Genomic DNA, 12,671 nt, shown 5'->3' with positions numbered 1-12,671 from the left:
ACAGCCCGGCGCTCCGTTTACAACCACTTCTCACCCCATAAACAAAAATGCCGTGCAGCGCTAACTGAACGGCATTACCGGCCTCGCGCCGGTGTTTTCGCTTGTGCCGCGCGACGAAAAGATTACGTAATCAGCCGCACCGCGATGGACACATCCAGCGGCGCGATACGCGCGAGCAGCGCGGCCGTTTCCGTTTCGTTCTGGTCGTTGCGGCTCAGGATCGCGTAGGCGGCGCGCAATGCGTCCGCGGTCAGGTCCGGATCCCACGACACCACGCCGTAGCGATCCACTTCGTCGACGAGCGCGCGCGCGAACGCATCGAGACGCGCGCCGGGGCGGTTCTCCAGCAGCAGGTCGCACATCGCGGTGCGCAGCCTGAGGCGCGCGGCGACGGCGGGGCTCTTGTCGATCGCGTCCTGCAGACACTGCGCGGCGGCGCGCAGATCGTTGTCCGCAGCGAGCGCACGGGCGCGCGACATCACCGCGGCGAGCGGATCGGGCGCGGCGGCGGCGGGCGCATCGCCGCTCGACGAGGCAAGCGCCGCCAGCCACTGCACCGTGTCGGCATTGGCGAACGGCACGCCATTGGCGAACTTCAGCCGGTCGAGACCGTCGATGCGCGCGACGAACTTCGCCGTCTCGCCGCAGACTTCGCGGCGCGCGGCGCTCCAGGCGTCGCCGAGCAAGGCGAGCGAGGTCGCCGCGGCGTGATTCAGATCGAGCCAGAACGGATAGGCGATCACCTGCGTCTCGGCGAAACCGACGATGTCCGCGTGCGCCGCGCGCGCCTGCAGATTGCGCAAGGCGTCCTGCAACTGCGGGATCGGGCCGGGCAACTGCGTGTCCGGGCCGTTGGCGACCGGGGCGCGTTCGATGGCCGTCCACACGCCGATGCGCCGCAGCCGGAAGCCGAGCGCGTTCGACGGCTCGTTCTGCGCGTACCAGCCGCCGATCGCGACGAGCCGTTCGAGCGCTTCGTCGGCGGCGTGACTGGCGCTTGCGGCGGTATCGACGGAAAGCGGAGCGAGCGCGGCGGGCGCGAAGGCGGCGGCGGGCGCGGCATGAACGGCCGGAGCCGCGACCGGCGCAGGCGCGGACGGCGCTTCGGGTCGAGGCGCGGGCGCCGCGAGCGCGGGTTCGGGCGCAGGCGTCGGCGCAGGCTCAGGCTCGGGATCAGCCGCCGGTTCCGCGACCTGCACGGTGCCGAGCAGTGCGCGCAAGGGCTGCATCGACGGCGCGTCGTCGTCCTTTTCCGCGAGCACGCGGTCGATGCCGCCGAGCGCGTCGCGCAGTGCATCGACGAGCGCCGCGTCCTGCGCCGGCCAGCTCGACCAGTCGTGCTCGTCGGCGTGGGCGCGCACGCGGTCGATCAGCCATTGAATCGCGTTACGCCGCGCGCGCAGACGCGCAACCGGCGGATAAAGCTGTTCCCAGTGCGTCGCGAGCAGGCCTTCGAGCATCTGCGCGCCGTCGGCGAGGCCGGGCAGTCCGCGCGTGATCAGCAAACCGCCCGCGAGATAACTGGCGACGAGAATGTCCTTGCCCTTGTCCGCGAGCAGCGTCTGCGAGAGCCGGACCACCTGCTCCCAATCGGGTGAGCCGCTCGCCGCCGGATTGGTCAGCTTGGCGATCTCGTTTTGCAGCAGGTCGTAGTCGGGATCGTCGCGCACGTCCACGCCGCAGGGCTGCGCGTCGCTGATGGGCTGCGTGCCCAAACTCTTGAAATCGTTCACGGAAACTCTTGTCTGGCAGGGAGAATGGGACGGCGGCGCGCTCAGGTCCACAGGTGTTCGATATCGGTATCGAAGATATAGCCCGCGCCGCGCTCGGTGCGCAGAAGCGTCGGCTTCTTCGGATCGATCTCGATCTTGCGCCGCAGCCGCAGGATTTGCACGTCGATGGCGCGATCATAAATGTCATCGAAGGCGCGCGTGCTTTCGAGCAGCTTTTCGCGCGTGATGATTCGGCCCGGCGAGCTCAGAAACGTGACCAGAAGATTGAATTCGGAATTGGTCAGCGGCACCGCGGTCTGATCGGCGGAATTCAGGCGGCGCGTGTTCAGATTGAGCGTCCAGCCGGCGAAGCGGTACGCGTTCGGCAGCTTGCCGCGCGTGAGCGGCGCCTGCGTCGTGCCGGCCGCGCGGCGCAGCACCGCGCGCATCCGCGCCAGCACTTCGCGCAGCGAGAACGGCTTGACGATGTAGTCGTCCGCGCCGAGTTCGAGGCCCATCACGAGATCGGCTTCGTCGTCGCGGCCGGTGATGTACATGATCGGCACCTGCGCTTCTTCGCGCCAGCGGCGTGCGAGATCGGTGCCGTCGCCATCGGGCAGGCCCAGATCGAGCAGCACGAGGTCGTAGCGTTTTGCCGCGAAAACCGCGATGGCTTCGTGCGCGCTCGCGGCGCCATCGGTCTTGTAGCCGTGCTGGAAGAGATATTCCATCAACAGGGTTCGCATCGAATGATCGTCGTCGACGACGAGGATGCTGTGCTGCGGCTGCGGTGTCATGACGGATCCTTCAGGGCGGATGCGGCGGCGCGGGCGAGCGCCGCGCGTTCGACGGGTTTGTTCAGGACGATGAGGCGCGCATCGGGCGCGACTTCGCGCAGGCGGGCGGCGAAGCGCGCGTCGTCCATCGGGAGGCTGTGCGGGTCGGCGAGGACGAGCGGCGCGTCGCCGGCGGCGTCGCTGCGCGCGGCTTCGTCGAGCGCTTCGCGGGCGTCGGCATAGCCGAGCGGCTCGAAGCCCAATTCCGCGAGCCAGTCTTCGCTGCGTTCGCGCGAAGCGGCGTCGTCGTCGATCAGGATCACGCGCTCGCCCTGGGCCACGGGCGCGTCCGGCTCGGCCGAATCGGCGTGCTCGGGCGGCGTCGCCGGCGCGCTCGATACCAGCGGCAGCACGAGGCGAAAGCGCGTGCCGCCGGGTCCCGTCGCGATCGCGATGCCGCCCCGATGCTCGCACGCGACGCCCGCGACGATCGCGAGTCCCAGCCCGTTGCCGCCCGTCTTGCGCGCCGAGAAGAACGGCTCGAAAAGGTGCGGCAGATGCTCGGCGGGAATGCCGGGACCGTCGTCGATGACATCGACCCACGCGATCGCGCCGGGCGGTGCATCGCCGATGGCGAGCGCTTCGTGCATCGCAAAATCGCGGCCGATACGCACGCTCACGCGCGAGCGCGCCGCGAGGCTGGCGTTGCTCGACAGGTTGAGGATGGCGCGCACGAGCTGGCCGCCATGCGCCGCGACGCCGAGATGTTCGTCGGCGGGTTCCAGTTCGATAACGACGCCGTTGCGGCACAACGGCCTTGCGAGCAGGACGCTTTCGCGCACGATGCGGTTCAGATCGAGCGTTTCGCGGACGCGGTCGCCGCGCCGGGCGGCCAGCAGGATTTCTTCGGTGAGTTCGTAACCGCGCGCCGATGCCGCCTGTACTTCGCGCAGCGGTTTGCGCGCGGCGGAATCGGCGGGCAGGCGGTCGCGGGCGATTTCCGTGTAGCCATCGACGGCGGCGAGGATGTTCTTGAAATCGTGCGCGACGCCGCCGGCGAGCAGGCCGAGCGCTTCCATGCGACGGCCGCGTTCCAGGCGCAGCGCCAGTTGCCGGCGTTCGCGCACGGCGACGGCGACGAAAAACGTGAGGATCGCGAGACCCGCCATGTCGATCTGCAGATGCCACGCGCTTTCGGCGTTTTCCGGGCGGTACGGGCCGAACTCCATCAACGTCAGGCCGACGCCGACGACCGCCGCGGTGCCGACGGTCGTCGCGGCGGCGGGCAGGCCGCCGTAGATCGCGGTGGCGGCGAGCAGCAGAGAGACGATCACGCGCTGGACCTGCTCGGAGACGTGCAGCGCGGCGCTGGCGAGCAAAATCGCGACGACGGCCACGCTGCAAATCAGCGCGATCAGCGGTTCGGCCGGGCGTTGGCTGTCGGCGGCGCGTGAACGCCAGGCGAGCACGGCCGGAACGAGCACGAGCACCGCGACGCCGTTGCCGACCAGCAAGGTGCGCCATTCCTGCAGCCAGCCGTCGTGGCCGAAATCGCTGGCGAGCGTCGCGCCGAGTATCGATGTCGCGCCGATCGCGGCGAGCGGAAGCAGCAGCAGGAAGCGCATGAGGCGCGTCGTCGTGACGATGGCGCCGTCGATGTCGACGTAGCGTCGGCCGAGCCAGGCGCACAGCGCGACTTCGAGCACGTTCAGCACGCAAAAGCCGAGGTCGCTGCGCCAGGTCGCTGCGGTGAAATCGCCGGTGGCGGCGATCGCGAGAAAGACGGCTAGGAGATGCACCGGCCAGCGGCGCGGCTGCATCGGCCAGAGAATCGCGACGGCGATGGCGGGCGCCGGCCAGGCAATCGCCGACAAGGTGCCGCTGTCGAGATGCACGAACGGGCGCGCCAGCACGTAGCACAGCAGCGCGAGGGCAAGCGGTTCGATGATGCGGGAAAGCGTCGTCGGACTGCGCGCGTCGGTGCCGCTGCCGTGTCCGCCGCTTTGGAACAGGTTCGTCAGGAAATTCTGCCGTTGAGGATGTGACATGTGCAGTGGGCGACGAACAGGGGCATCGGAATGAGGATGTCGGTGGTGACGTGCTCTCAGGGGTATGTCGGCAGGTTGTGGGCGGACTTGAGGGGAATGGGTGGATTGCTTGAAGCGCTGTGCTTCGAAGTGCAATGCAGGAACGTCCGATCGCTCGGTGTTCGAATCGGCAACGTGGCGTTGAAGCAAGGGATCTGAACAGGCAGGGCGCTAAAGCATGGAGCGTCACCGTTTGCCGACTACTGACTCGCTTTGTATCGATGGCGCGCTGCGTTTGTGTTCATGCAGCGCCATCATCGTTGCCTCCAGGTCCTGTTGTGTGAGCTCGCGCTGTTTCTTGGTGTCGGGCGCGCGGCGTGGCGTGCGCACCTGCGCGCCGCGATGCGTGCGCGAGGGCGCGGTACCAATGCTGCGGTTGTCGCGCTGAGCCTGCACCGCCTGCGCTAACTCGAGCACATGCGCCAGCCGTTTGCATTCGACAATGGCGCCCTGATCGACCTTGGTGAGCCGGTCATACTGCCGACACACCAAATGCGCTCGCCGGCCCGCAGTTCCATGCGTCCGTCCGGATACTCCCAGACCTCGATGTCGCGGTGAATCAGCGCGCGATTCTCGTCGGTGTCCTCGAGCCGATACATCACGCGGTCGTACTGCACCGTCAGTGTTTTGGTGACGCGCCACGTCAGCACACGCTCTAACGAGCCCCAGTCGGACATTACTAAGAAGCTCTAACAAACCGTGTCATGGCCAGATACAAATGTCGCAGTGCCGGCCAAGTACAGATGTCGTATCTGTTCAAGCGCTTTATCCTCACGCAGCGTCGAAGCCGCACAAGGCTTGAGCGGGCAGGGCGCGGGTGCATTGCGTGGTCAGACCGCGTGCACCGTCCGCACGATAACGCATGACAAGCCGTTCGATCTGCCGCACGCTCACGTGTAGCCGCTCGGCGGCACGGCCAGGCTTGAGTTGGCTTTCGGCGACGGCCTGAATCACTCTGAGTCGGTCCAGTTCGTGCATCGACATGGTCATGGTCCCGGTCGTGTTCATCGCCAGCGCTCCTGAAACGCTTGTCTGGCAACGAACCTACGTCAAAATGCGACATTTCTACTTGGCAGAAACGCGACATTTGAACTTGGGACCTACAAACCAAAAATACGATAATCGGTATTATGTAAACTCAACGAATTGAGAGGACCCCAGCAAGGGCAGCAACCCGGGCAGCGTCAGCCGAACGAGTCGCAGCCGGGTCAAGTGCAGCCGAATCAGTCGCAGTCGGATCGTGACAGCAGCCAGCGCCAACCGTAACGCGTTAAACGCGAGCTTGAAGTAACATCGTAAAGCGCGGCTCACCTCGACGTAGACCGCGCTTTTTGTTGAGCGCATTCAAGTCGACGAGGCGAAACCGCATGTACTGCCGCGTGTCCCCGCGAAACCTGAAGGAAACCTTGAAAGCGGTCACGGAAAGAGAATGGAGAGATAATCGCGCCTGCTGTTGAGAATCCGCAGCACATCGATTCGGTCATCGGCCTCAACACCTCGACCCTATTCCATCTCGCCTGCACTCCGGTCGACCCGGTTTTGCAGAATTAACCCAACACGATCGTGCGCTTATGGCTCGGACCCGAGCCGAACGACCTCAACGGTTATGCCCCTTCCCACTATGGGCTCACACGCTTCTTACCCCGCCCAGCACGCTGACGGGTTCACGCCGATCATGCTTCGGGCTTTGGTGTCCGACGTTCGCGGTCGACAATCACGTCCACCGTGCGACAGCGTCGAGACCGTTTTGTCCCGGTTTCCTTTGCCTCCCTTCTTGGCAGCCCCCTCTTTCTTTCCAACTGCCTGCGTTGTCGCCACCGTCGCGCTCTTTCGCGACCATCATCTGACGTTTCAAGCGATTTCAAGGCCGTTATCGGCACACCATTGCCTCAGCGCTCTTTCAACAGAGTCCGTCTCAAAGGAATACCAGCGCTCGAGCGCGCCTTCACGAGCCAGCAGATCTTTGAAACGCCCATACGCCCCTTGCCGTCGGAAAAATCCTTCGACCTGCTCGTAACACATGGGCAATTCGTGTACGACAAAGCGCAACGCGAGATTTCTTCCCAGATCGAGTTCATTCTTATGCGGTATCGCAAGATAGCTATCCGAAGTTTCAAGGTCGTCAGGACGATCTTCGTCGAATGCGTCGTCGAAATCAGAGGTCCAATAGACCTTGCCAGTATCGAGCGAGACATACGCGTCATGCTCCATCGGAGACGCGTCGCTCACGAAATCGAAGGCCATCGAAAGATCGGCGTATCTGACCGCGGCCATGCCTCTGCTCCCAAACGTTGTAACGTTCGAACGCCCAATCCGTGGACTGGTGTACAGGCCGGAGTTGGCCGTACGCGGGCGCGTCTTCCTTCGGCGACGATACCCCCGCTCAGCCCCCGCTACTGAAGTTCGCCTCGCCGCTGTCATCTAGGCCCGCAAGTCCGTGGACGTCGCCCTCTCGATCAACCAGACGCAGCCATCTCCCCAGATTCTCGCTGCTTCCGTCAAGTAGCCGGTTTGTCAAGGTAGGATCGTTCGCCTTTCCCAGCATATTGTGAAGCCCGAGGTAGGCGACCAGGAGGTGGTACATGGCGCTGCGCAAATCATCGTCTCCGCCCTGGCCTCGTCGCGCGTGCCGATGCAAGTCTTCAATCGCGCGACTGAGTTTCTCGCCGACGTACGACAACGGCACGCCATGACGGTCCTGCCACGACGTGTATGCCGGGCCATTGGCGTTCAGTGGAAAATCGTCGGCTCCCTGTGACATGCCTTCTCTCCCTGGTTGCGTGCGGAGTCAATGCAGAGTTGGCCCGTTTGCGAGACAGCAATGCTTGTACTTACGGCCACTGCCGCACGGGCACGATTCGTTGCGCCCGACCTTGGGCGCGTCCCGGCGCAGAGGAAGTTGACTCGGCATGGCCGCAAGCCCCCGCCGGTGAGGCTCAAAATAGCGGTAGATGTGGGTGAGCCCCGCGATCATCGTCTCCAGTATCTCCTCACGCTTTTCGGGAGGAATCGGCGGTGGTCGCATCTGCGGGTCAGAATCATGCTCATAGTGCAGCATCATGATCGGGATCATGGGCCCGCAGTGATCCTCGTCGGCAATAAACTCGCCCCAACTTGCTGCGCGCGTCTCCACGCCGCGCATAAAACCATGCGCCCAGTCGTTACCGGTCGCGACGCCGTCTTCACCTACGAGAAGCACGGGTAGGTAGACGTCCGGCTCGTCCAAGGTATGGCGCAACTCAACCGCGATTGTGTTCCAGTGGCGCATGAGCAGGCCCACGATTTCGGCAGCCTGTTCGTCGCTCTCGAAGGCGAAGTCTTCGCCCCAGATCTGAGGCAGATACTCGCTCGGCGGGACGATGTCGGGGCCGCAGATCAACGCCGAAAAGTAGCCATCGAGCGTTTCGATGTTCATCGCACTGGCTCCGATGGCATCGAGAAATTCAGCTAGACGATCGAACTCGTCGTCGGTAAGCGGCTGATCGGTTGTCAGGTTCACATCGGTCCTGTGTCTTGGGTGTTCAAGGTGGGGCCGCTCCCGCGCCTGCGGGGGAAGCCGGGAATCCACAATCGGCTAGCGCCCACCCTCTTCGCTTTACCGGTCGATTATATGATTCCGGGCTCGCCGGGCATCGCCTCGCGACCGATCTCACCAGGTAGATTTCCGATTGGGCTCACCGCGCGCTGAGCGTACCAGCCGCGAACTCTTTGGTCTGCCGCGAACGAAGTCGCCCTCACGGCTCAGCCATGCGGCGACAGGCAGGTAAGCACGGCGACAGGTTCCAGGGAGACCTCCGACGCCTTTCCCGTTTGGCATGAGAGTATGCTGCTGTTGCAAGGGGACAGGAATGCCTACGACGTCCGGGAACGGACGAATGCCGGGGTATGGTCATGGACACACCGAATAGCGAATTCGTGCTCGTGGGGAGCCTTGAAGCGCTGAAAGCGAAGGGTCGGCTCGTCGTGCAAGGTGGCCATTGTCCCATCCTGGTCATCTACGACCGCGGGCGCGTCTTCGCCCTCGACAATCGTTGTCCGCACATGGGCTTCCCGCTCGAGCGGGGTACTGTCGAGGACGGCATCTTGACCTGCCACTGGCACCACGCCCGCTTCGATTTGGAAAGCGGTTGCACTTTCGATCTCTGGGCCGACGATGTACCGAGCTGCGCGGTCGAGGTGCGCGACGGCGACGTCTGGGCGGCGACCACGTTCGCTCATTCTGATCCGGCGAGGTATTGGCATCAGCGGCTTGCAGATGGTGTCGCACATGATCTCGGGCTCGTCATCGCCAAGGCTGTATATGGTCAACTCGCCGCCGCCATACCGGCGGCCGATATCGTGCAACAGGTGGCGCTGTTCGGGGCGCACAACCGTGACGGCTGGGGCGTCGGTCTGACGATACTGACGGCGCTCGCCAATCTCTTGCCGGTGTTGTCAGAAAGCGACGCTTACCTGGCTCTGTTTAAGGGCGCGCGTCATGTAGCGTCGGACTGCGAGGGCGAGGCGCCGCGACGGGAACGTGCGCCGCTTGGCAGCCGACCAGAGCCAGCCGCGCTCAAACGTTGGCTGCTCCTTTGGACTAACGTGCGCCATCGGGAGGCGGCCGAGCGGACCCTGCTGACGGCGATTGCGGCGGGTCTCACACCGGCAGAGCTCGCTGATGACCTCCTGGCGGCCGGAACCGAACGAACTTTCGCCGACACCGGCCATTCGCTCGACTTCATCAACAAGGCGTTCGAGTGTCTCGATCTCATCGGCTGGGAACACGCGTCAACCGTGCTGCCTACTATCGTCGCGCAGATGGTGACCGCCCGTGGCGCCGAGGAATCGACTGCCTGGCGCCAACCCGTCGATCTTGTCGCGCTGTGTGACGAAGCGGCCGGCCAAATGGCGCAGCGTTTTGCGGCCGGCCATGCCTTGCAAGCGTGGTCGAACCACGCGACGCTCGCCCGGGAGTTGCTTGGAGACGAGCCGGCGAGGATCGTCGACGCGCTGAAGTCGGCCATCCTCGCGGGCGCCACTCCTGCGGACCTCGGACAATCCCTCGCCTATGGCGCAGCCCTGCGCGTGGCACGCTTCGGTAATGCCAACGAGCACGCGGACTGGGAGACGGCGCACCATGTCTTCACCCATGCCAACGCGCTCCACCAGATGCTTAGACGGATCGGGACCGCGGGCATCGACGGTTACGTCACGACCGCGCGGGCCATCCTGCACGGAGCCATGTCGCTCTACCTTGCCCGTTATCTAAACGTCCCGCCGGCCCGCATTCCGGGCGAGGACCGCGATCAACTCGACGACCTTCCAGCCGATAAGGAGGCGATCCGCACCGCCTTGCTCGACGCCTTCGACCGGCAGCGACAGGTTGATCTTTCGGCAAGGCTGGTGGCACGGCATCTCACGCTCGGTCACTCACCCCAAGCGCTGATCGCGACGCTTGCTGTTGCGGTGTTGCGCGAAGACGCGAGCTTTCATGCCTATCAGATCCTCGAAGCCGGTGTCCGGCAGTTTTCCGTCTGGGGCAATACTGGCGAGGGGCGGAATGTTCTCGTGGCGGTCGCACGCTATCTTGCGGCCCATTTCCCGACCGAGCGCGGGACCCTGAAAACGGCCGACATCGCGCAGCGGTTGATGCGAGGCGCCGCGCTGCATCAGGGGGCTGGAGCCTCGTGACGGGTTAATTTCGACACCGCGAATTTCTGATACTTACTTCGCGATCCTACGAATATTCGTCATGTTACTTATGTCAAATGACGGAGGAGACCTAAGATTAAAGTGTGTCTTTCTCGTCGGCATCGGCACGACAACGACAGGCGGTGTTTAGGGCGCCGTTCAAAAATGGCTTGACATGATGATTGGTCGGGTTGACATGCATGGTAAGAAGTGGCTAGTGAGCCTCTCCTCGCGCTTAGCAGTCGACTCTGCACGTCGCGGTCATTCGCACCTTTTGGGCCTACGATCCTCGCCCTGGCGTCTTTTCGCAACGCCAGCCTGCTCCTTACGGCCAGACACGAGAAACGCAACGGCGATGCTGCAGACAAACCCGATGTACCCACCGAGCACCACGTTGCTCACGCGTGCGACAGCGGATTCGGTGCCAGCGCCCGCAATGCAGAGCGCGGCGACCGCGAGCGCACTACGCGATGCAAAGCCGAACGTGTAGCTGCGAAATGCTACGAGAGACAGCAGAGAGCCAATCACACACCAGTCGACGGTAAATGGCTGGTGTGGCAACAGGGTACCGAGCGTCAGACCGACAGGAACTCCGGCAAGCGCTCCTACTGATCTGTCTCGCCACTTTTCCCGAGCCGCCGAAGCATCGGATCCCACCACCGTCGCCGCCGACCAGATGGCCCATTGCGCATGTGGCAGATGCCCGACCTCAGCAATGACTGCCGCCAGCGCGACCGCGACTGCGATGGCGACGACTGGGAGCCAAGACGTCATTTCGGGTCCCCTGTCGGCAGGCCTCAGCACGTGCACGAAGTACTTCCAGTGCACTTCCTTGCGCAAGGCCCTACGTGCGTGCTCCCAACTTGCAAGCACTAACGTCGGTAGCGCGCCTGCACACAGTATCGGGACGAAGTGCGTCAGTTGAACGGCCGGTCCGGAATGCTTAGCTCTCTCATAGGTGTCCACTGCCAAATATAGCGCCGGCGCGAACGTGAAATTCCCCATGAACCTCAGCGCAGCGCCTCTTACGGAGATGCGAACCGAAGCCATTGCAGACAGCGCACACAGCACGACGAAAGGCAAAGGATAAGGCTGAGCCAATAGCAACGCCGCGCAGCAGAAGAGGATAACGACTGTGTGCAAGACTACCCCGAGAGGCGCCGTGGCAGCCCGTTCATGCACGATGAAAGTCGCGATCGTGATGACGGCCACTTGCAACCAGGCGTCAGCGTTGTAAATTAGGCCCCACGCGACGATGGGCGCGAGGACGAGAACCGCTCGACGCAACATCACCCAGTCTAGACATAGTTCACACCTCGTCATTTGAGGTCACCGACATTCGCCAGGCGCTCCAGCAGTTCACCAGCACGAATCAGCAAATCTCTCTCGTCTTGGGTAAACTCTCGTTGGATTGCTTGCTCCAGCCAGTCACTGCGTCTCGCCCGTGCATCCGCGAGGGTTTTACGACCTGCATCACTCAATATGACCCACGATCGTCGCCTGTCTACGGTGTCCGGTGACCGAAAGATGTAACCGCGCGCCTGCGCGTCGCGCAGAGCCGCAGCAGTGTTCGATGAGTGCATGTCGAGCGCGCGCGCTAGCGCACTCGGGGACGAACGTCCGCCCAGCCGGTCCGCCGCGGCAAGCAACGACAGACGTGACCAACTGTCGTCGTCCGTCATTGTTTCACGCCGTAGCCGCCTCACCAATAGCATCAGCTGTGACCAGAGTCGGTCACAGTCCCGTCGGCGGAACGTACGCGGCGACAGACTTGATTGCGACGCGCGGCAATTGCCTATCGTATGAGCCATGCTTGCGATTTCCCTCCGACAACAACGACCGTTAACTGCCACCTTACGCTCGGAGTAATCGGCAGAAGCCTACTCAACCTTACCCTAGCTTACCGACGAATATCATCCGTAGCGTTGAATATCTAGACTCACTCGCGGAATTTCCGGATTCGTAGGGAATGCGACGACCGAATCTGGGTATTTCTGCCCGCGCTTTTGCCCCATCATTGTCTCCCCACGGCCGCACGAGCGGGATCCCCCGGCTGCTTACCGCTAACCGCCCGTGTCTACTTGCGTCGCTCGCCAGTAGTTACAGCATGTCGTCAATGGCGACAGGTGACTCGAGCATGGTGCGCCCCGCCCAGGGAGTGCGGAACGCCCCTGGGTCCACAATGGTGACCGAGATGCCGAGCGGCGCCACTTCGTGCGACAGCGATTCTGAAAGAGCCTCGACGGCGAAATTGGTTGCGTGGTAATAGCCGGTAGCAGCGGATGCGATCAGAGCAATCGTCAAGACTGGTGTACGCGGATCGGACGGCGTGATCAGGCGGCCAGTGATTGAGGAGCCGGTGTGCTTTCAATCACCGGGGTTCCGTCCTTGAAGGGGATACCCTTCAGAAGCGCCTCGATATT

The 12,671-nt window shown here is 63.5% G+C and carries 12 protein-coding genes and 1 pseudogene; 1 reads left to right on the top strand and 12 read right to left on the bottom strand.

The genetic code is table 11. The features are described 5' to 3' along the window. Positions 1 to 122: 122 nt before the first annotated feature. The 9 genes from tssA to NCT32_RS35930 form a co-directional block, all read right to left on the bottom strand. Positions 123 to 1,733, bottom strand: coding sequence for a type VI secretion system protein TssA (gene tssA / locus NCT32_RS35965; RefSeq protein WP_250478494.1), 1,611 nt, complete (start codon positions 1,731 to 1,733; stop codon positions 123 to 125). Between the two features lie 41 nt (positions 1,734 to 1,774). Next, positions 1,775 to 2,509 carry a response regulator transcription factor gene (locus NCT32_RS35960; RefSeq protein WP_250491451.1) on the bottom strand — a complete coding sequence of 245 codons (735 nt, stop codon included), beginning with the start codon at positions 2,507 to 2,509 and terminating at the stop codon, positions 1,775 to 1,777. Further along, on the bottom strand, positions 2,506 to 4,536 hold the full coding sequence (locus tag NCT32_RS35955) for an ATP-binding protein (protein ID WP_250478496.1): 2,031 nt from the start codon (positions 4,534 to 4,536) through the stop codon (positions 2,506 to 2,508). The genes NCT32_RS35960 and NCT32_RS35955 overlap by 4 nt, the downstream gene beginning before the upstream one ends. A gap of 225 nt (positions 4,537 to 4,761) precedes the next feature. Then, positions 4,762 to 4,992: a hypothetical protein gene (locus tag NCT32_RS37755; protein WP_409241573.1), complete on the bottom strand. Its 231-nt coding sequence runs from the start codon at positions 4,990 to 4,992 to the stop codon at positions 4,762 to 4,764. Then, positions 4,980 to 5,252 (bottom strand): hypothetical protein, encoded by a 273-nt coding sequence (locus tag NCT32_RS37750; protein WP_409241453.1) that lies wholly within the window; start codon positions 5,250 to 5,252, stop codon positions 4,980 to 4,982. The genes NCT32_RS37755 and NCT32_RS37750 overlap by 13 nt, the downstream gene beginning before the upstream one ends. A gap of 94 nt (positions 5,253 to 5,346) precedes the next feature. Further along, complete coding sequence (locus NCT32_RS35945) at positions 5,347 to 5,583, bottom strand: helix-turn-helix domain-containing protein (protein ID WP_409241572.1); 237 nt, start codon at positions 5,581 to 5,583, stop codon at positions 5,347 to 5,349. Positions 5,584 to 6,426: 843 nt separating this feature from the next. Beyond that, the gene (locus NCT32_RS35940; RefSeq protein ID WP_250491450.1) at positions 6,427 to 6,849 is read right to left on the bottom strand and encodes a hypothetical protein; all 423 of its coding nucleotides are present in this window, start codon (positions 6,847 to 6,849) and stop codon (positions 6,427 to 6,429) included. Between the two features lie 109 nt (positions 6,850 to 6,958). Beyond that, entirely contained in the window at positions 6,959 to 7,336 is a 378-nt protein-coding gene (locus NCT32_RS35935; protein ID WP_250491449.1) for a hypothetical protein, read from the bottom strand. Positions 7,337 to 7,363: 27 nt separating this feature from the next. Continuing rightward, positions 7,364 to 8,074, bottom strand: a complete 711-nt coding sequence (locus NCT32_RS35930) for a YecA family protein (protein WP_250491448.1) — start codon at positions 8,072 to 8,074, stop codon at positions 7,364 to 7,366. A 392-nt stretch (positions 8,075 to 8,466) separates the two neighbouring features. Between NCT32_RS35930 and NCT32_RS35925 the strand changes: the two genes are divergently transcribed. Next, entirely contained in the window at positions 8,467 to 10,248 is a 1,782-nt protein-coding gene (locus NCT32_RS35925) for a Rieske 2Fe-2S domain-containing protein (RefSeq protein WP_250491447.1), read from the top strand. Between the two features lie 261 nt (positions 10,249 to 10,509). On the opposite strand, the gene NCT32_RS35920 is transcribed toward NCT32_RS35925, so the two are convergent. The 3 genes and pseudogenes from NCT32_RS35920 to NCT32_RS35910 form a co-directional block, all read right to left on the bottom strand. Then, entirely contained in the window at positions 10,510 to 11,538 is a 1,029-nt protein-coding gene (locus NCT32_RS35920; protein ID WP_250491446.1) for an FUSC family protein, read from the bottom strand. 29 nt (positions 11,539 to 11,567) lie between these two features. Then, positions 11,568 to 11,930, bottom strand: a complete 363-nt coding sequence (locus NCT32_RS35915; RefSeq protein ID WP_250491445.1) for a MarR family winged helix-turn-helix transcriptional regulator — start codon at positions 11,928 to 11,930, stop codon at positions 11,568 to 11,570. A gap of 398 nt (positions 11,931 to 12,328) precedes the next feature. Beyond that, a pseudogene (locus NCT32_RS35910) lies at positions 12,329 to 12,540 on the bottom strand (SDR family NAD(P)-dependent oxidoreductase); the annotation flags it as partial. Positions 12,541 to 12,671: the final 131 nt, after the last annotated feature.

The sequence above is a fragment of the Caballeronia sp. INML2 genome (assembly GCF_023631365.1).
GTDB lineage: Bacteria > Pseudomonadota > Gammaproteobacteria > Burkholderiales > Burkholderiaceae > Caballeronia > Caballeronia turbans.
Note: the sequence above shows the minus strand (reverse complement) of the source record. Positions and strands in the feature narration are given on the sequence as shown.

What these genes read in the sequence shown, in the direction of transcription:
- NCT32_RS35920 (WP_250491446.1), bottom strand. Translation starts at nt 11,538, where the DNA reads ATGTTGCGTCGAGCGGTTCTCGTCCTCGCGCCCATCGTCGCGTGGGGC.
- NCT32_RS35935 (WP_250491449.1), bottom strand. Translation starts at nt 7,336, where the DNA reads ATGTCACAGGGAGCCGACGATTTTCCACTGAACGCCAATGGCCCGGCA.
- NCT32_RS35960 (WP_250491451.1), bottom strand. Translation starts at nt 2,509, where the DNA reads ATGACACCGCAGCCGCAGCACAGCATCCTCGTCGTCGACGACGATCAT.
- NCT32_RS35925 (WP_250491447.1), top strand. Translation starts at nt 8,467, where the DNA reads ATGGACACACCGAATAGCGAATTCGTGCTCGTGGGGAGCCTTGAAGCG.
- NCT32_RS37750 (WP_409241453.1), bottom strand. Translation starts at nt 5,252, where the DNA reads ATGTCCGACTGGGGCTCGTTAGAGCGTGTGCTGACGTGGCGCGTCACC.
- NCT32_RS35955 (WP_250478496.1), bottom strand. Translation starts at nt 4,536, where the DNA reads ATGTCACATCCTCAACGGCAGAATTTCCTGACGAACCTGTTCCAAAGC.
- NCT32_RS35945 (WP_409241572.1), bottom strand. Translation starts at nt 5,583, where the DNA reads ATGAACACGACCGGGACCATGACCATGTCGATGCACGAACTGGACCGA.
- NCT32_RS35940 (WP_250491450.1), bottom strand. Translation starts at nt 6,849, where the DNA reads ATGGCCGCGGTCAGATACGCCGATCTTTCGATGGCCTTCGATTTCGTG.
- NCT32_RS35915 (WP_250491445.1), bottom strand. Translation starts at nt 11,930, where the DNA reads ATGACGGACGACGACAGTTGGTCACGTCTGTCGTTGCTTGCCGCGGCG.